This window comes from Streptomyces sp. NBC_00075, from assembly GCF_045041225.1.
Taxonomy (GTDB): domain Bacteria; phylum Actinomycetota; class Actinomycetes; order Streptomycetales; family Streptomycetaceae; genus Streptomyces; species Streptomyces adonidis.
Genome location: NZ_CP108243.1, coordinates 5,486,434 through 5,504,139, shown reverse-complemented (window position 1 = coordinate 5,504,139; position 17,706 = coordinate 5,486,434). Strand labels below are relative to the sequence as shown.

The window sequence follows — 17,706 nt, the reverse complement described above, 5'->3', positions numbered from 1 at the left end:
TGCGCGACCAGCCCCCACCGGCCCGCGGTGAACAGGCCGCGTCCCCAGACGAGCGCCTACGCCGGTCGGCGTACCTCCACCACCCGGAACCGGTTCGCCACGAACGCCCCGTCGCACAGGGCCGCGTTCGCCGCCGGGTTGCCGCCCGAGCCGTGGAAGTCGGAGAAGGCGGCCGTCTGGTTGACGTACACCCCGCCGGTCAGGTTCAGCGACAGCTGGGCGCACTCCTCCAGGCAGGCCTCCTCGACGGCCTGTTCGAACTCCGGGTCGGTCGTGTACGCGCCGACCGTCATCGCGCCCTTCTCGCGGACCGTCCGCCGCAGCAGCTCCACCGCGTCCGCCGCCGAGTCGACCGAGACGGCGAAGGAGACCGGGCCGAAGCACTCGCTCATGTAGGCGGCCTCCGAGTCCGGCTTGGCACCGTCGAGCTTCACGATGACGGGGGTGCGGACCACGGCGTCCGGGAAGTCGGGGTTCGTGATCTCCCGTGAGGCCAGGGCGACCTCGCCGAGCCCGGCCGCCGCCTCCAGGCGGGCCTTCACGTCGGGGTTGACGATCGCGCCCAGCAGACCGTTCGCGCGCGCGTCGTCGCCCAGGAGGCCACCGACGGCCGCCGCGAGACCGGTGACCACCTCGTCGTACGACTTGTGGCCCTCCTCCGTACGGATGCCGTCGCGGGGGATCAGGAGGTTCTGGGGGGTCGTGCACATCTGGCCGCTGTACAGGGAGAGGGCGAACGCGAGGTTCGACAGCATGCCCTTGTAGTCGTCGGTCGACTCCACGATCACCGTGTTGACGCCGGCCTTCTCCGTGTAGACCTGCGCCTGGCGGGCGTTGGCCTCCAGCCAGTCGCCGAACGCCGTCGAGCCCGTGTAGTCGATGATGCGGATCTCCGGGCGGGTCGCCAGGGCCTTCGCGATGCCCTCGCCGGGGCGCTCGGCGGCCAGTGCCACCAGGTTCGGGTCGAAGCCGGTCTCCGCCAGGACCTCGCGCGCCACCTGGACCGTCAGCGCGAGCGGCAGCACCGCGCGCGGGTGGGGCTTCACGAGGACCGCGTTGCCCGTGGCCAGGGACGCGAACAGGCCCGGGTAGCCGTTCCACGTCGGGAAGGTGTTGCAGCCGATCAGGAGGGCGACACCGCGCGGGACCGGGGTGAACTCCTTGGTGAGGGCCAGCGGGTCACGCTTGCCCTGGGGCTTGTTCCACTCCGCGGTGCCGGGGGTGCGGACCTGCTCCGCGTACGCGTACGCCACCGCCTCCAGGCCGCGGTCCTGGGCGTGCGGGCCGCCTGCCTGGAACGCCATCATGAAGGCCTGGCCACTGGTGTGCATGACCGCGTGCGCGAACTCGTGCGTCCGCCCGCTGATCCGCTTGAGGATCTCCAGGCAGACCATCGCGCGCACCTCCGCGCCCGCGTCCCGCCAGGCGCGCTGGCCGGCCTTCATGGCGGGCAGCAGCACGTCGATGTCCGCGTGCGGGTAGGTGACGCCCAGGACGATGCCGTACGGGGACTCCTCGCCGCCGACCCAGTCGTCCGTGCCGGGCTGGCCGAGGTCGAGGCGGGTGTTCAGGACGGCGTCGAAGGCGGCCTTGCCGGCGGCCAGGTCCAGGCTGCCGTCCTGCCCGTACGCCTTGGGGTGTTCGGGGTGCGGGGACCAGTACGCGCGCGTGCGGATCGCTTCCAGCGCCTGGTCGAGGGTGGGCCGGTGCTGGGCGATCAGCTGGTGCGCGGTGAGTTCGGCGGCCATCGGGGAACAACTCCTCGTCTCAAGAGCACTTCGTTGAGCTCATGGCCTCGGACATGACCTGGGCCATGACCTGGGCAGGAAAGGCACGACAGAGTTAGAGTAACCGAACGATCGGTCGGGACAAGGGGGTCCGCCGCATCTGTGGACAACCCCGTGCGGGAGGATCGCGCACATGACAGCACTCGACCTCAGCAGCCCCGTGGCCGTCGTCGGCACCGGCACCATGGGCCAGGGCATCGCCCAGGTCGCGCTGGTCGCCGGCCATCACGTACGGCTGTTCGACGCCGTTCCCGGGCGTGCCCGGGAGGCCGCCGACGCGATCGGCGCGCGGCTCGACCGGCTCGTCGAGAAGGACCGGATGACGGCGGCCGACCGGGACACCGCCCGGGGCCGGCTGCACGCCGCCGGGAGCCTCGGCGAACTCGCCGACTGCTCCCTCGTCGTCGAGGCCGTCCTCGAACGGCTCGACGTCAAGCAGGAGTTGCTGCGCGCGCTGGAGGACGTGGTCGACGACGACTGTCTGCTCGCCACCAACACCTCCTCGCTGTCCGTCACCGCCATCGGGGGCGTCCTGCGCAACCCCGGGCGGTTCGTCGGCCTGCACTTCTTCAATCCGGCGCCGCTGCTGCCCCTTGTGGAGGTCGTCTCCGGGTTCGCCACCGACGTCACGTCGGCCACGCGCGCGTACGAGATGGCCCGCGCCTGGGGCAAGACCCCGGTCGCCTGCGCCGACACCCCCGGCTTCATCGTCAACCGCCTCGCCCGGCCCTTCTACGCCGAGGCCTTCGCGGCGTACGAGGCGCAGTCCGCCGACCCCGCCACCATCGACGCGGTGCTGCGCGAGTGCGGCGGCTTCCGGATGGGCGCCTTCGAGCTGACCGACCTCATCGGGCAGGACGTCAACGAGGCCGTCACCCACTCCGTGTGGCAGGCCTTCTTCCAGGACGTGCGGTTCACGCCCTCGCTGGCCCAGCGGCGGCTCGTCGAGTCGGGCCGGCTCGGCCGCAAGACCGGGCAGGGCTGGTACGAGTACGGGGACGACGCCGAGCGCGCCGAACCGCACACCGCGGAGAAGGCCCAGGCGCCCGCCTACGTCGTCGCGGAGGGCGACCTGGGCCCCGCGTCCGACCTCCTCGCGCTGATCCGCGAGGCGGGCATTCCCGTCCGCGAGGACGAGGAGGACCACGGCACCCGGCTGGTGCTGCCCAGCGGCGGCCAGCTGGTCCTCGCCGACGGGCAGACCAGCGTCGAGTTCCGGGACGTCGTCTACTTCGACCTCGCCCTCGACTACCGGCGCGCGACCCGCATGGCCCTGTCCGCCTCCCAGGACACCCAGCCGCAGACCCTCACCGAGGCCATCGGTCTCTTCCAGGCCCTCGGCAAGGACGTCAGCGTCCTCGGGGACGCCCCCGGCATGATCGTCGCCCGTACGGTGGCCCGGATCGTCGACCTCGCGCACGACGCCGTCGCCAAGGGCGTCGCCACCGAGGAGGACGTCGACACGGCGATGCGCCTCGGCGTCAACTACCCGCTCGGGCCCTTCGAATGGAGCCGCAGGCTCGGCCGGAGCTGGGCGCACGAGATCCTCGACGAACTCCACCAGCGCGACCCGAGCGGACGGTACGCGCCGTCCCTCGCGCTCTACCGCCACGCGTACGCCACCGACAAGCGGGAGGGCACCCCATGACCACCGCCAAGCGCGACACGTACACGCCGACGACGCTGCTCCAGGTCGCCGTCCAGGTGTTCAACGAGCGCGGCTACGACGGCACCTCCATGGAGCACCTCTCCAAGGCCGCGGGCATCTCCAAGTCGTCGATATACCACCACGTCACCGGCAAGGAGGAGCTGCTGCGCCTCGCTGTCAGCCGGGCGCTGGACGGGCTCTTCGGGATCCTCGACGAGGAGCACGCGCGCGTGGGGCCCGCCGCAGGACGTCTGGAGTACGTCGTACGGCGCATGGTCGAGGTGCTCATGGCCGAACTGCCGTACGTGACGCTGCTGCTGCGGGTGCGCGGCAACACCGACACCGAGCGCTGGGCCCTGGAACGGCGCCGGGACTTCGACCACCGGGTCGCCGACCTGCTCAGGGCCGCGGCGGCCGAGGGGGACGTACGCGGCGACGTGGAGGTGCGGCTCGCGACGCGGCTCGTCTTCGGGATGATCAACTCGGTCGTCGAGTGGTACCGGCCCGACGGGCGAGGCATGGGCGAGCGGGAGGTCTCCGACGCGGTGGTGCGGCTGGTCTTCGGGGGGCTGCGCAGCCCGGAGTGAGCGTCCTGTGGAGGGGCGCCTCAGCCCTCCAGGTCCAGGTCCTCCTCCTCGAACACCAGCAGCGTGCGCGTGCTGAGCACCTCCGGCATGGCCTGTAGGCGCATCAGGACCAGCTCGCGCAGCGCCTTGTTGTCGGGGGTGTGGACCAGGAGCAGCACGTCGAAGTCGCCGCCCACCAGGGCGATGTGGTCCGCCCCGGGGAGCTGCCGCAGCTGTTCGCGGACCGTGCGCCAGGAGTTCTGCACGATCTTCAGGGTGATGTACGCCGAGGTGCCCTGCCCGGCGCGTTCGTGGTCCACGCGGGCGCCGAAACCGCGGATCACGCCGTCCTCCATGAGGCGGTTGATGCGCGCGTAGGCGTTGGCCCGGGAGACGTGCACACGTTCGGCCACGGACCGGATCGAGGCCCGGCCGTCCGCCTGGAGCATCTGAAGGATGTCCTGATCGATGGCGTCCAGCGGGCGCGCGGGCGGCAGGGTGTTGCCGCCCTCCGGGCGTTCGGCCATTTGTTCAGGTGCCATGTCCCCCCGCCTCCCTACCATGGACGTACTGCGTCCATCTCAGGCTGTGGAGAACCGTTTGTCCACAGCCTGGCGGTGCCTGTAGCCAAAATGTGCCGACGACCGAACAATCGGTAGGTGAGGCGCCTCACATCCGTGGTGTGCCCGAAGCCGTCTCCCACGAGGAGGTGCCGTCATGACGGTCATGGAGCAGCGGGGCGCATACCGGCCCACGCCGCCGCCCGCCTGGCAGCCCCGTACCGACCCCGCGCCGCTGCTGCCCGACGCGGCGCCGTACCGCGTCCTCGGCACCGAGGCGGCGGCGCAGGCGGACCCGGGACTGCTGCGCAGGCTGTACGCGCAGCTGGTGCGCGGGCGGCGGTACAACGCGCAGGCCACCGCCCTCACCAAGCAGGGCAGGCTCGCCGTGTACCCCTCCACCGTCGGCCAGGAGGCCTGCGAGGTGGCCGCCGCGCTCGCCCTGGAGGACCGCGACTGGCTCTTCCCCAGCTACCGGGACACGCTCGCCGTGGTCGCCCGTGGCGTGGACCCCGTACAGGCGCTGACGCTGCTGCGCGGCGACTGGCACACCGGGTACGACCCGCGTGAGCACCGGGTGGCGCCCCTGTCCACCCCGCTGGCGACGCAGCTGCCGCACGCCGTCGGGCTCGCGCACGCCGCCCGGCTCAAGGGCGACGACGTGGTCGCGCTGGCCATGGTCGGCGACGGCGGCACCAGCGAGGGCGACTTCCACGAGGCGCTGAACTTCGCCGCCGTGTGGCAGGCGCCGGTCGTCTTCCTGGTCCAGAACAACGGCTTCGCGATCTCCGTGCCGCTCGCCAAGCAGACCGCAGCCCCGTCGCTGGCCCACAAGGCCGTCGGCTACGGGATGCCGGGCCGCCTGGTCGACGGCAACGACGCGGTCGCCATGTACGAGGTGCTGAGCGACGCCGTACGGCACGCGCGCGCGGGTGGTGGTCCCACGCTCGTCGAGGCGGTGACGTACCGCCTGGAGGCGCACACCAACGCCGACGACGACAAGCGCTACCGGACGGACTCCGAGGTCGCCGCCTGGCGCGAGCACGACCCGATCGACCTCCTCGAACAGGAACTCACCGCGCGCGGGCTGCTCGACGAGGACGGCATCCGGGCCGCGCGCGACGACGCCGAGGCACTCGCCGCCGACCTGCGCGCCCGGATGAACCAGGACCCGGCACTCGACCCCATGGACCTGTTCGCCCAGGTCTACGCCGAACCCACCCCTCAACTGCGCGAGCAGCGGGCCCAGTTGCGGGCCGAGCTGGACGCCGGGGCGGAAGGGGCGCACTGATGACCGCCGTCGCCCTCAAACCGGCCACCATGGCGCAGGCCCTCACGCGTGCGATGCGCGACGCCATGGCCGCCGACCCGGCCGTGCACGTCATGGGTGAGGACGTCGGGACTCTCGGCGGGGTCTTCCGGGTCACCGACGGGCTCGCGAAGGAGTTCGGCGAGGACCGCTGCACGGACACCCCGCTGGCCGAGGCGGGCATCCTCGGGGCGGCCGTCGGCATGGCCATGTACGGTCTGCGCCCGGTCGTCGAGATGCAGTTCGACGCGTTCGCCTACCCGGCGTTCGAGCAGCTGATCTCGCACGTCTCCCGGATGCGCAACCGCACGCGCGGCGCCATGCCCCTGCCGATCACCGTCCGGGTTCCCTACGGCGGCGGCATCGGCGGCGTCGAGCACCACAGCGACTCCTCCGAGGCGTACTACATGGCGACCCCGGGCCTCCATGTCGTCACGCCCGCCACGGTCGCCGACGCGTACGGCCTGCTGCGGGCCGCCATCGCCTCCGACGACCCGGTGGTGTTCCTGGAGCCCAAGCGCCTGTACTGGTCGAAGGATTCCTGGAACCCGGACGAGCCGTCGGCCGTTGGACCGATAGGACGCGCGGTGGTGCGGCGCCCGGGTCGCAGCGCCACGCTCATCACGTACGGGCCGTCGCTGCCCGTGTGCCTCGAAGCGGCACAGGCGGCGGAGGCGGAGGGCTGGGACCTGGAGGTCGTCGACCTGCGTTCCCTGGTCCCGTTCGACGACGAGACGGTCTGCGCCTCGGTACGGCGGACCGGGCGGGCCCTCGTCGTCCACGAGTCGGGCGGTTTCGGCGGCCCGGGCGGGGAGATCGCGGCCCGCGTCACGGAGCGCTGCTTCCATCACCTGGAGGCGCCGGTGCTGCGCGTCGCCGGGTTCGACATCCCGTACCCGCCGCCGATGCTGGAGCGGCACCACCTGCCCGGCGTCGACCGTGTCCTGGACGCCGTGGGGCGGTTGCAATGGGAGGCGGAACGCTGATGGCACAGGTACTGGAGTTCAGGCTCCCCGATCTCGGCGAGGGACTCACCGAGGCGCTGATCGTGCGCTGGCTGGTCGAGGTCGGCGAGGTCGTCGCCGTGGACCAGCCGGTCGTCGAGGTCGAGACGGCCAAGGCGATGGTCGACGTGCCGTGTCCCTACGGCGGTGTCGTCACCGCCCGCTTCGGCGAGGAGGGCACCGAACTCCCCGTCGGGGCGCCCCTGGTGACGGTCGCGGTCGGGACCCCGGCCCACCCCGAACCGGCGGGCGACGCGGACCGGGGCTCCGGGAACGTGCTCGTCGGTTACGGCACGTCCGAGGCGCCCGCGCGGCGGCGCAGGGTACGGCGGGAACAGGCGGTGCCCGCCGCTCCGGTGGCCGTCACGGACGTACAGGCTCCTGCCCCCGCCCGGGGCGACGGTCCCGTGCCGGTCATCTCGCCGCTCGTACGCAGGCTCGCCCGCGAGAACGGCCTGGATCTGCGGGAGTTGGCGGGCTCCGGGCCCGACGGACTGATCCTGCGCGCCGACGTGGAGCGCGCCCTGCGCGACGGCGCGGCGCGAACCGAGTCCCCGGCCCCGACCGCTACTCCCGTACCTGCCGCCGCCTCCGCCGAGGGCACGCGTGTCCCCCTCAAGGGCATCCGCGGTGCCGTCGCCGACAAGCTCTCCCGCAGTCGGCGCGAGATCCCGGACGCGACCTGCTGGGTCGACGCCGACGCGACGGAACTCATGCACGCGCGCGTGCACATGAACGGCGCCGGGGGGCCGAAGATCTCCCTCCTCGCCCTGCTCGCCCGGATCTGCACCGCCGCCCTCGCCCGCTACCCGGAGCTGAACTCCACGGTCGACCTGGAGGCCAGGGAGATCGTCCGGCTCGACCGCGTCCACCTCGGCTTCGCCGCCCAGACCGAACGCGGGCTCGTCGTCCCCGTCGTCCGGGACGCGCACACCAGGAACGCCGAGTCGCTGAGCGCGGAGATCGCGCGGCTGACCGAGACCGCCCGCACCGGCACCCTCACCCCCGCCGAACTCACCGGCGGGACCTTCACGTTGAACAACTACGGCGTCTTCGGCGTCGACGGCTCCACACCGATCCTCAACCACCCCGAGGCGGCCATGCTCGGCGTCGGCCGGATCGTCCCCAAGCCGTGGGTGCACGAGGGCGAGCTGGCGGTGCGCCAGGTCGTCCAGCTGGGGCTCACCTTCGACCACCGGGTGTGCGACGGCGGCACGGCGGGCGGTTTCCTGCGCTATGTGGCGGACTGTGTCGAACAGCCGGCGGTGCTGCTGCGCACACTGTGATCAGGGGGGCGCGCGCCCGTTCCCTGTGATCAGCGGGGGCCCGCATACTCGGAGGGTGACCGCGCATGAGCCCCAGCCCTCAGGGATCCCCGGCGCCGACGGCTACGACGCCGTCGTGCTCGCGGGCGGGGCCGCCCGACGCCTCGGCGGCGCCGACAAGCCCGGCGTCAGGGTGGGCGGGCGCGCGCTCCTCGACCGGGTGCTCGCCGCCTGCGCCGACGCCGGCACCACCGTGGTCGTGGCCGGCCCCCGGCCCACCGCACGGCCCGTGACCTGGGCCCACGAGGACCCGCCGGGCGGCGGACCCGTCGCCGCGCTCGACGCGGGCCTGCGACAGACCGGGGCCGCGCAGGTCGTCGTCCTCTCCGCCGATCTCCCGTTCCTCGAACCGGCGACGGTACGGCGGCTCCTCGACGCCCTGGAGACGAGCGGCGCCGAGGGCGCGCTGCTCACCGACCCCGACGGCCGGGACCAGCCGCTCGTGGCCGCGTACCGGACGTCCGCGCTGCGCCGGGAGCTGGACGCGCTCGCCCTCGAACACGGTGGCCTCACCGGCCTGCCGCTGCGCCGGCTGACCGGCGCGCTCGCACTCACCCGGGTCTCCGACCCCGTCGCGTCCTTCGACTGCGACACCTGGGACGACATCGCCGCCGCCAGAGCACGCATCAGGGAGCATGGGCACGTGTTGGACGAATGGATTTCCGCAGCCAAGGACGAACTGGGCATCGACCTGGACGTCGACACCGGCCTCCTCCTCGACCTCGCCCGCGATGCCGCGCACGGAGTGGCCAGGCCGGCCGCCCCACTGACGACGTTCCTCGTCGGATACGCGGCGGGCCGGGCCGGGGGAGGCCCGGAGGAGGTCGCCGAGGCCACCCGCAAGGCCGTCGCCCTCGCCCTGCGCTGGGCCGAGGAGGCCAAGGCGGACGCGAAGACCGCCGACGCCGAACCCGGTGCGGGCCAGGCCCCCGACAGCCGCCCGGACGCCGGATGACCGCCCGCAGCGACCTGGACGACCTCGGCGCCGAGGAGGCGCTCGCCCTCGTGAACGAAGCCAATGGCCGTGGCGGCGGTGGGCATGGTGACAGGCCGACCCCCGAGGGCGCCGCAGTACCCGCCCCCACAGGAGAGGGCGTCTACGACGTGGAGGCCGACCAACCCGGCCCCGGCACCAAAGGGGATCTCACTCCCGCCCCCGCCCGCCCCCGGGCCACCCCCTGGCCCCAGGCCCGCGCCATCGCCGAGCGCGCCGCCCGCCAGGTCCCCCGTACCGCCACGGCCCCCGTCTCCGTCCCCCTCGACGCCGCCCTTGGCCTGGTCCTCGCCGCTCCCCTGGCGGCCCTCACCGATCTCCCCTCCTTCGACACCTCCGCGATGGACGGCTGGGCGGTGGCCGGACCCGGCCCCTGGGACGTGCGCGAGGCCGGTGTCCTCGCCGGGCACGCCCAGCCCGAGCCGCTCACCGACGGCAGCGCGGTACGGATCGCGACGGGCGCCCGCATCCCGTACGACACGACCGCCGTCCTGCGCAGCGAGCACGGCCGCACCGACGACAAGGGCCGGCTGCACGCCACCCGGGACATGAGCCACGGCCAGGACATCCGGCCGCGCGGCCAGGAGTGCCGCTCCGGCGACCAGCTGCTGCCCATCGGTACCTTCGTGACCCCGGCCGTGCTCGGCCTCGCCGCTGCCGCCGGGTACGACACCCTCGCCGCGATCCCCCGCCCCCGGGCCGAAGTCCTCGTCCTGGGCGACGAGTTGCTCACCGAGGGACTCCCGCACGACGGTCTGATCCGGGACGCGCTCGGCCCGATGCTGCCGCCCTGGCTGCGCTCGCTCGGCGCCGACGTCATCGCCGTACGCAGGCTCGGCGACGACGCCGAGGCGCTCTACGCGGCCCTGAAGAACTCTCCCGCCGAGATCGTCGTCACGACTGGTGGCACCGCCGCCGGACCTGTCGACCACGTCCACCCCACCCTGCACCGCCTCGGCGCCGAACTGCTCGTGAACGGTGTGCAGGTGCGCCCCGGGCACCCCATGCTGCTGGCCCGGATCAAGGAGAACCAGCACCTCGTCGGGCTGCCCGGCAACCCGCTGGCCGCCGTCTCCGGGCTGCTCACCCTCGCCGAGCCCCTGCTGCGGACCCTCGCGGGACGGGCGGCGCCGGAGCCGTACACGCTGCCGCTCAAGGACGAGGTGCACGGGCACCCGCACGACACCCGGCTCATCCCCGTCGTCGTACGCGGCGACCGGGCCGTGCCGCTGCACTACAACGGGCCGGCGATGCTGCGCGGTATCGCGGCGGCCGAGGCCCTCGCGGTCGTGCCGCCCGGCGGCGCCCGCCCCGGTCAGGAACTCGAACTGCTCGATCTGCCCTGGGCGGCAGCCACCGAAGCCGGGGTGTGTTTCACGTGAAACATTCGATACAGCCGGGCCGCACAGGAGGATGTTTCACGTGAAACTGCCGGGCCATGACGCCATCGCCCGCCAGGCGGACGAGCATCTGGTGACCCATCGGGTGAAACTTCCCCGGACCGTGGTGGAGCGGCCGATCCGCCAGGTCGGAAAACGCGTCGCCATGGCGCTGCTGGTGCTGGTCGGGACCGCCCTCATCGTCTACGCCGACCACGACGGCTACACCGACAACTCCGACCGTTCCGTCGACCTCCTCGACGCCTTCTACTACGCCACCGTCACCCTCTCCACCACCGGGTACGGCGACATCACGCCCGTCAGTGACGCCGCCCGGTTCACCAACATCTTCGTCATCACACCGCTGCGCGTGCTCTTCCTGATCATCCTGGTCGGCACGACTCTCGAAGTCCTCACGGAGCGCACGCGCGAGGAGTGGCGGCAGAACCGCTGGAGGGCGGCCTTGCGAGAGCACACCGTAGTCATCGGGTTCGGGACCAAGGGACGGTCGGCCGTGCAGACCGTCTGTGTCACCGGGCTGAAGAAGGAACAGGTCGTGGTCGTCGACCCCAGCGCGAAGGCCGTGGAGGCGGCCACCGCCGAGGGGTACGCCGGAGTGATCGGCGACGCCACGCGCAGTGACGTACTGCTGCGGGCCGAGCTACAGAAGGCGCGGCAGATCATCATCGCCACCCAGCGCGACGACACGGCCGTCCTCGTCACGCTCACCGCCCGGCAGCTCAACCGCACGGCGAAGATCGTGGCCGCCGTGCGCGAGGAGGAGAACGCGCCGCTGCTCAAGCAGTCCGGCGCCGACGCCGTCATCACCAGCGCGAGCGCGGCCGGGCGCCTGCTCGGGCTGTCCGTGCTCAGCCCCGCCGCCGGCATGGTCATGGAGGACCTCATCCAGCAGGGCAGCGGGCTGGACATCGTCGAACGGCCGGTCATAAAGGCCGAGGTGGGCAAGGGGCCGCGCGAGACGGACGACCTGGTCGTGAGCGTCGTACGCGGGCATCGCGTGCTGGGTTACGACGATCCGTCCATCGGGGAGCTCCAGGTGGCCGACCGGCTCATCACCATCGTGCGGGCGACGCCGGGCGCCCATGTGGCACCCGACGCCCGCAAACTCACGTAGGGCTGGGACTACTTGCGGTTGTAGAGGCGCATCGTGATCGGGCCGAAGACCAGCATCAGCAGGCCTGCCCACCCCAGCGACCAGGCGATCTCGGCGGCCGGCCACTCGCCGGCCATCAGCTCCCGTACCGCCGACGACACATGGGTGATCGGGCTGTTGTTGACGAAGGCCTGGAGCCAGCCGGGCATGGTGCTCGGGTCGACGAAGACGTTCGACAGGAAGGTCAGCGGGAAGATCACCATCATGCTGACGCCCATCACCGACTTCTCCGTGCGCAGCAGCAGCCCGAACATGGTCCAGATCCAGGAGAAGGCGAAGGAGAAGACCAGGAGGAGGGCGATGCCGGCGGCCACGCCCACCACTCCGCCGTCGGGGCGGTAGCCCAGGATGATGCCGACCGTCAGCATCACCACGGACGCCATGGTGTAGCGCAGGGCGTCGCCGAGGAGATAGCCGACCATCACGGCCGGCCGCCAGATCGGCAGCGTACGGAAGCGGTCGAAGACGCCCTTCTCGATGTCCGTGTTGACCGAGACACCTGTGTACATCGTGATCATCACGACCGACATCACCAGGATGCCCGGCAGCAGGAACTGGATGTACTCGCGCGGGGAGCCCGCCAGGGCGCCCCCGAACAGGTACGTGTACATCAGCACCATCATGATCGGGAACGCGGTGACGTCGAAGAGCTGCTCCGGGACGTGCTTGATCTTGAGGATCGCGCGCCAGCCGAAGGTGAGGGACGCGGAGAGCGCGCTGGGGCGCGGCGGCCGGTCCTTGGTGACGAGCAGCGCGGCGAGGGATTCGGCGCTGACGGGGGCGAGTTCCCGGCCCTCGGTGGTGGTGGTCGCGGTGCTCATGCCGCCACCTCGTCTTCCGTGTCGTGTCCGGTGAGGGCGAGGAACACCTCGTCCAGGCTGGGCTGGCCCAGGGAGAAGTTGTCGACGTGGATGCCGCAGCGGGCCAGTTCGGCGAGCGCGCGGGCCGCCTGCTCGGCCGCGGTGTCGCTGACCGACGTCCCGATGCGGGCCGTCAGCGCGACCGGGTCGGGCTCGCGCTGCACGGTCGCGTCGAGGGCGAGCCGCAGCACCTCCTCCGCCTCGGGCCGCTGGGCCGGATCGCGCAGCCGCAGGTGCACGGAGCCGGCGCCGACGGACGCCTTCAGCTCGCCCTTCGTGCCCTCCGCGATGACCTTGCCCTTGTCGATGACGGCGATCCGGGACGCCAGCTGGTCGGCCTCGTCCAGATACTGCGTGGTCAGCAGCACGGTCGTGCCCTGGGCGACCACCGCGCGCACGATGTCCCACACCTGGTTGCGGCTGCGCGGGTCCAGACCGGTCGTCGGCTCGTCGAGGAAGAGCAGGTCGGGGGTGTTGAGGATGGACGCGGCGATGTCGATGCGCCGCCGCATACCGCCGGAGTAGTGCTTGACCTGCTTCGCCGCCGCCTCCGTGAGCCCGAAGGCCTCCAGGAGCTGGGCGGCACGCTCGCGCGCGGTCCGCTTGTGGTGGCCGAGGAGCCGGCCGAGCAGCACCAGGTTCTCGGTGCCGGTGAGGTCCTCGTCCACGGACGCGTACTGGCCGGTGAGGCTCACCCTGCCGCGTACCGCGTCGGCCTCGCGCACCACGTCGTGGCCGAAGACGTGCGCCTCGCCGCCGTCCGGCCGGAGCAGCGTGGCCAGCATCTTCACGGTGGTCGTCTTGCCGGCGCCGTTCGGCCCGAGGACTCCGTAGACCGTGCCGGTGGGCACGGTGAGGTCGACGCCGTCGACGGCCCGGGTCTCGCCGAACGTCTTCACCAGACTCGCGGTCTCGATCGCGAGGTCGGGCGCCTCGGCCGCCCTGCCCGCTCTGGCTGCCTGTGGGCTCATGTCTCGTGGTCCTTCCGGAGTCCTTGCGTACGGGGTGACGCAAAAGGAGACCGTCGGTCGGCCGGAAACTCATCGGTCGCGCGACCGTACGTCTCTCCACGGTCTCTCCGCCAGACGCGGACCGCACATCGATTTCGGCGGAGCGGGGAGTAGCGTCCCCTCATGCATGCGATCACGATTCCCGAACCCGGAGGGCCCGAGGCGCTGGTGTGGGCCGAGGTCCCCGATCCCGTGCCCGGCGAGGGCGAGGTGCTGGTCGAGGTGGTGGCCGGCGCCGTCAACCGTGCCGACATCCTGCAACGCCAGGGCTTCTACAACCCGCCGCCGGGCGCCTCCCCGTACCCCGGCCTGGAGTGCTCGGGCCGGATCGCCGAGGTCGGTCCTGGAGTGTCCGGGTGGTCGGTGGGCGACGAGGTGTGCGCGCTGCTCGCGGGTGGCGGTTACGCGACGAAGGTGGCCGTGCCGGCGGGGCAGCTGCTGCCCGTGCCCGAGGGCGTCGACCTGAAGCGGGCGGCGGCGCTGCCCGAGGTGGTCTGCACGGTCTGGTCGAACGTCTTCATGATCTCCCACCTCCGCCCGGGCGAGACCCTCCTTGTGCACGGCGGCTCCAGCGGCATCGGCACCATGGCCATCCAGCTCGCCAAGGCGGTCGGTGCGAAGGTCGCCGTGACGGCCGGGACGAAGGAGAAGCTCGACCAGTGCGCCGAGCTGGGCGCCGACATCCTCGTCAACTACCGCGAGCAGGACTTCGTCGAGGAGCTGACGCGGGCCACCGGCGGCACCGGCGCCGACGTGATCCTCGACAACATGGGCGCCAAGTACCTGGACCGCAACGTCCGCGCCCTCGCCGTCAACGGACGGCTCGCGATCATCGGTATGCAGGGCGGCATCAAGGCCGAACTGAACATCGGCGCCCTGCTCACCAAGCGGGCCGCGATCAGCGCGACCTCGCTGCGCGCCCGCCCGCTCGCCGAGAAGACGGCGATCGTGGCCGCCGTACGCGAACACGTCTGGCCGCTGATCGCCGCCGGTCAGGTCCGGCCGGTCGTCGACAGCGAGTTCCCGATGAGCGACGCGGCGGCGGCCCACCGGCTGGTGGAGGAGAGCGGCCACGTGGGAAAGGTGCTGCTCGTGGCCCCGTAGCACCGGGTTCAGGACCGCTGTACGCGCAGCCGCAGTGCGAGCAGGGCGAGGCCCAGGCCGAGGCCGATGAGGACGAGCCCGCTGCCCAGCGGCAGTATCCGCAGCACCGGGTGCGTGACCGGGGCGGGCAGCGCGGCCGTGTCCCGTGCCTCGCCCGGGTCGGGGACGGAGGTGGGCACGGGGACAGGCACGGTCTCCTCGTACGCAGCCTCCTCGGGCGGCGCGGACTCCTGCCGCCCGGGGCGCTCCCGTCCCTCGCCCGCCCGGCTGCCGGCCCGGGAGGCGTCGGGGGCGGGCCGGGCGACGTGCGCGGCGTTGTCGTACGAGAGTGTCGCGCCGTGCGGGGCGGCGGCGAGGGTGGGTGCCGCCAGGGCCAGCAGGGTGCCGCAGACGCGCAGTGTGTGGAGCCATGGAGTCATGTCGGGCCCCTCCCGCCGCGGAGTCGCCAGTCACCAGGGTTCGACGGGACCAGCCTCACACGCACCCGCCCGTCCGGCATCCCGGACGGGACACCGCAGGGCCGGACCCACCGGCCGGAACCGCGACCTGGTGCGACAGAATGGCGGTATGGAGATGCCGAGGAACGAAAGGTCGCCGGAGAACCCCCAGATCCTGGTCGTTGGCCAGGACGGGATGGCTCTTGGGGGCGGTGGTGACGAGGACTCCCGAGAGATCCCGGTGACGGACATGGTGGAGCAACCTGCCAAGGTCATGAGGATCGGCAGCATGATCAAGCAGCTGCTGGAGGAGGTGCGCGCGGCCCCTCTCGACGAGGCGAGCCGGGTGCGGCTGAAGGAGATCCACGCCAGCTCGGTCAAGGAGCTGGAGGACGGTCTGGCGCCGGAGCTGGTCGACGAACTGGAGCGCCTGTCCCTGCCGTTCACGGACGAGGGCGTTCCCAGCGACGCCGAGCTGCGGATCGCGCAGGCACAGCTGGTGGGCTGGCTGGAGGGCCTCTTCCACGGGATCCAGACCACCCTGTTCGCCCAGCAGATGGCCGCGCGGGCCCAGCTGGAGCAGATGCGCCGCGCGCTGCCGCCGGGAGTCGGCGGCCACGAGGGCGACGACGATCCGCGCACCGGGGGACGCACGGGCGGGCCGTACCTGTAACCCTTGTGGGGAGGGGCCCGGCAGCCGACCGACCGGCCGCCGGGCCCCTCCCCATGAACCGTCGAACTTCTGGACCGTCCGCTCAGGACGGGTTGCCCGACGACACGCTCAGCTCGATCACCGGCATGTCCTCCGGGTCGGCGTCCGTGCCCGCGGAGGGGAACTGGTCGGTGACCGTGTCCTTGCCGAAGGTGTTCTCGTCGATCCGCGTGACCTTCATCCGCCACCCGGCCGCCTGGAAACAGGACTTGACCGAGGTCAGGTTCTTGTAGCGGAAGTCGGGCAGCCGGATCTTGTCCGGGTCGGTGTACGACTCCGGCGCCTCCGAGCACTCCTCCGCGTCGATCTTCTTGCTCAGGTCCGGCCCCTTGTACCCCGTGGCCGCCCCCGTCCCCGACGTCTGTGAGGCCGAGGCGCTAGCACCGCTGCCGCCGCCGTTGTCGGTGTCGTCCCCGCCCAGGTTCAGGGCCAGGAGCAGCCCGCCGACGGCGACGAGCGAGACGACGATCGAGCCCACGACCACCGGGGTGTTGCTCTTCCGTCCCCCTCCGGGGGCGGGCGTCGGCGCGTACTGCGGTGCGTACGCGGCGGGCGCCTGGTACGCGGCCTGCTGCGGATAGCCGTACGCCGGAGCCGCGCTGTACGGACTCGGGGTCGGGGCCGGCTGGTACGGGGTCTGTACGGGGCCCGGCGGGGGCGGAGTTGCCTGGTCCACCGGCGGGAACACCGCCGAGGCGACGCCCGCGCCGCTCTGGGACGGGGTGCCCGGGACGATGTTCGGGGCGGCCGGGTGGAGGGAGGCGGCCACGCGCAGACACTCGTCGCGCATGGCGACGGCGCTCGGAAAACGCTCGTTCGGGTTCTTCTTCAGCGCGCGGGCGACGAGCGCGTCCACCGCAGGGGGCAGCGCGCGGTTGACCGAGGAGGGGACGACCGGCTCCTCCTGGACATGCGCGTACGCGATCGCAAGCGCCGAGTCGGCGTTGAACGGCAGCCGCCCGGTGACCAGTTGGAACAGCATGATGCCGACCGAGTAGAGGTCGGAGCGGGCGTCCACGCCTCGGCCCAGCGCCTGTTCAGGGGAGAGGTACTGCGGGGTGCCGACGACCATGCCGGTCTGCGTCATCGACGTGACGCCCGACTGCATGGCGCGGGCGATGCCGAAGTCCATGACCTTCACGACGCCGCGCTTGGTCATCATGACGTTGCCCGGCTTGATGTCCCGGTGGACCAGCCCCATCTCGTGGCTGATCTCCAGCGCCGCCAGCACGTCCGCGGTGACCTTCAGCGCCTTGTCCGCGGGCATCGCCCCGAACTGCCGTACGTCCGCGTCCAGAACGGAACCGAGCGGCTGCCCCTCGACGTACTCCATGACGATGTACGGGGTCATCGTCCCCGCAACATCGTCCTCACCGGTGTCGAAGACCGAGACGATGTTGGTGTGCGTGAGCTTGGCCACGGCCTGGGCCTCGCGGCGGAAACGCTCGCGGAACGCCTGTTCCCGGCCCAGTTCGGTGTGCAGTGTCTTGATCGCGACCTGCCGGTCCAGGACCGAGTCGTACGCGAGGTGCACCGAGGCCATGCCGCCCTCGCCGAGCAGATCGCGCAGCTGGTAGCGCCCGCCGGCGAGCGCCTGCCCCGTGTACCGGCCGTGTGCGCCGTCGTGGCTCATGTCTCAGCGTCCCCCGAGCTTTCTCACAGCCGCACGTGATCGATTGGCTCATACCGGGCCAAGTCTGCCGGAGGGCACTGACACGTCAAGCGCGGTGCCCGTTCCGTGACCGTACGAGGAGGAAGCGTCGCGGAAGCGTTACAGGTGCTGGACGGACGGGGCACGGAATTTGCACGACGATACCCGCAACGGGTTTGATGACCG

Annotated in this window: 16 protein-coding genes; 10 read left to right on the top strand and 6 right to left on the bottom strand. The window is 72.0% G+C overall.

Going from position 1 to position 17,706, the window contains the following annotated elements; translation table 11 throughout:
* Positions 1 to 56 precede the first annotated feature (56 nt).
* The gene (gene paaN, locus OG787_RS23850) at positions 57 to 1,748 is read right to left on the bottom strand and encodes a phenylacetic acid degradation protein PaaN (RefSeq protein ID WP_405536321.1); all 1,692 of its coding nucleotides are present in this window, start codon (positions 1,746 to 1,748) and stop codon (positions 57 to 59) included.
* A 172-nt stretch (positions 1,749 to 1,920) separates the two neighbouring features.
* Here paaN and OG787_RS23845 point away from each other — a divergent pair, with 172 nt between their 5' ends.
* Both OG787_RS23845 and OG787_RS23840 read left to right on the top strand, forming a co-directional pair.
* A complete protein-coding gene (locus OG787_RS23845; RefSeq protein ID WP_405536320.1) occupies positions 1,921 to 3,435 on the top strand; it encodes a 3-hydroxyacyl-CoA dehydrogenase in 1,515 nt (504 codons plus the stop codon).
* The gene (locus OG787_RS23840; protein WP_235476780.1) at positions 3,432 to 4,022 is read left to right on the top strand and encodes a TetR/AcrR family transcriptional regulator; all 591 of its coding nucleotides are present in this window, start codon (positions 3,432 to 3,434) and stop codon (positions 4,020 to 4,022) included. The genes OG787_RS23845 and OG787_RS23840 overlap by 4 nt, the downstream gene beginning before the upstream one ends.
* A 20-nt stretch (positions 4,023 to 4,042) precedes the next feature.
* Here the strand turns inward: OG787_RS23840 and OG787_RS23835 are convergent, their stop codons facing one another.
* On the bottom strand, positions 4,043 to 4,528 hold the full coding sequence (locus tag OG787_RS23835) for an Lrp/AsnC family transcriptional regulator (RefSeq protein WP_235480016.1): 486 nt from the start codon (positions 4,526 to 4,528) through the stop codon (positions 4,043 to 4,045).
* 190 nt (positions 4,529 to 4,718) lie between these two features.
* On the opposite strand from OG787_RS23835, the gene pdhA reads away from it, so the two are divergent.
* From pdhA to OG787_RS23805, 6 genes are read left to right on the top strand one after another with little or no spacing between them, the layout of a single operon-like run.
* Positions 4,719 to 5,852, top strand: coding sequence for a pyruvate dehydrogenase (acetyl-transferring) E1 component subunit alpha (gene pdhA, locus OG787_RS23830; protein ID WP_369029180.1), 1,134 nt, complete (start codon positions 4,719 to 4,721; stop codon positions 5,850 to 5,852).
* Positions 5,852 to 6,856, top strand: a complete 1,005-nt coding sequence (locus OG787_RS23825) for an alpha-ketoacid dehydrogenase subunit beta (RefSeq protein ID WP_369029181.1) — start codon at positions 5,852 to 5,854, stop codon at positions 6,854 to 6,856. The genes pdhA and OG787_RS23825 overlap by 1 nt, the downstream gene beginning before the upstream one ends.
* Positions 6,856 to 8,160 carry a dihydrolipoamide acetyltransferase family protein gene (locus OG787_RS23820; protein ID WP_369029182.1) on the top strand — a complete coding sequence of 435 codons (1,305 nt, stop codon included), beginning with the start codon at positions 6,856 to 6,858 and terminating at the stop codon, positions 8,158 to 8,160. The genes OG787_RS23825 and OG787_RS23820 overlap by 1 nt, the downstream gene beginning before the upstream one ends.
* 55 nt (positions 8,161 to 8,215) lie before the next feature.
* Positions 8,216 to 9,154: an NTP transferase domain-containing protein gene (locus tag OG787_RS23815; protein ID WP_369029183.1), complete on the top strand. Its 939-nt coding sequence runs from the start codon at positions 8,216 to 8,218 to the stop codon at positions 9,152 to 9,154.
* Positions 9,151 to 10,575 (top strand): molybdopterin molybdotransferase MoeA, encoded by a 1,425-nt coding sequence (locus OG787_RS23810; protein WP_405536319.1) that lies wholly within the window; start codon positions 9,151 to 9,153, stop codon positions 10,573 to 10,575. The genes OG787_RS23815 and OG787_RS23810 overlap by 4 nt, the downstream gene beginning before the upstream one ends.
* 31 nt (positions 10,576 to 10,606) lie before the next feature.
* Positions 10,607 to 11,707, top strand: coding sequence for a TrkA family potassium uptake protein (locus OG787_RS23805; RefSeq protein WP_369029185.1), 1,101 nt, complete (start codon positions 10,607 to 10,609; stop codon positions 11,705 to 11,707).
* Positions 11,708 to 11,715: 8 nt separating this feature from the next.
* On the opposite strand, the gene OG787_RS23800 is transcribed toward OG787_RS23805, so the two are convergent.
* Together OG787_RS23800 and OG787_RS23795 are read right to left on the bottom strand one after the other, a co-directional pair.
* Positions 11,716 to 12,567: an ABC transporter permease gene (locus tag OG787_RS23800; protein ID WP_405536318.1), complete on the bottom strand. Its 852-nt coding sequence runs from the start codon at positions 12,565 to 12,567 to the stop codon at positions 11,716 to 11,718.
* The gene (locus OG787_RS23795; protein ID WP_405536317.1) at positions 12,564 to 13,577 is read right to left on the bottom strand and encodes an ATP-binding cassette domain-containing protein; all 1,014 of its coding nucleotides are present in this window, start codon (positions 13,575 to 13,577) and stop codon (positions 12,564 to 12,566) included. The genes OG787_RS23800 and OG787_RS23795 overlap by 4 nt, the downstream gene beginning before the upstream one ends.
* Positions 13,578 to 13,739: 162 nt before the next feature.
* Here OG787_RS23795 and OG787_RS23790 point away from each other — a divergent pair, with 162 nt between their 5' ends.
* Positions 13,740 to 14,720 carry an NAD(P)H-quinone oxidoreductase gene (locus OG787_RS23790; RefSeq protein WP_405536316.1) on the top strand — a complete coding sequence of 327 codons (981 nt, stop codon included), beginning with the start codon at positions 13,740 to 13,742 and terminating at the stop codon, positions 14,718 to 14,720.
* 8 nt (positions 14,721 to 14,728) lie between these two features.
* Here the strand turns inward: OG787_RS23790 and OG787_RS23785 are convergent, their stop codons facing one another.
* Positions 14,729 to 15,139, bottom strand: a complete 411-nt coding sequence (locus OG787_RS23785) for a hypothetical protein (protein WP_405536315.1) — start codon at positions 15,137 to 15,139, stop codon at positions 14,729 to 14,731.
* Positions 15,140 to 15,287: 148 nt separating this feature from the next.
* On the opposite strand from OG787_RS23785, the gene OG787_RS23780 reads away from it, so the two are divergent.
* The gene (locus tag OG787_RS23780; RefSeq protein ID WP_235476769.1) at positions 15,288 to 15,830 is read left to right on the top strand and encodes a bacterial proteasome activator family protein; all 543 of its coding nucleotides are present in this window, start codon (positions 15,288 to 15,290) and stop codon (positions 15,828 to 15,830) included.
* Between the two features lie 82 nt (positions 15,831 to 15,912).
* On the opposite strand, the gene OG787_RS23775 is transcribed toward OG787_RS23780, so the two are convergent.
* A complete protein-coding gene (locus OG787_RS23775) occupies positions 15,913 to 17,502 on the bottom strand; it encodes a protein kinase domain-containing protein (RefSeq protein ID WP_369029190.1) in 1,590 nt (529 codons plus the stop codon).
* Positions 17,503 to 17,706 lie beyond the last annotated feature (204 nt).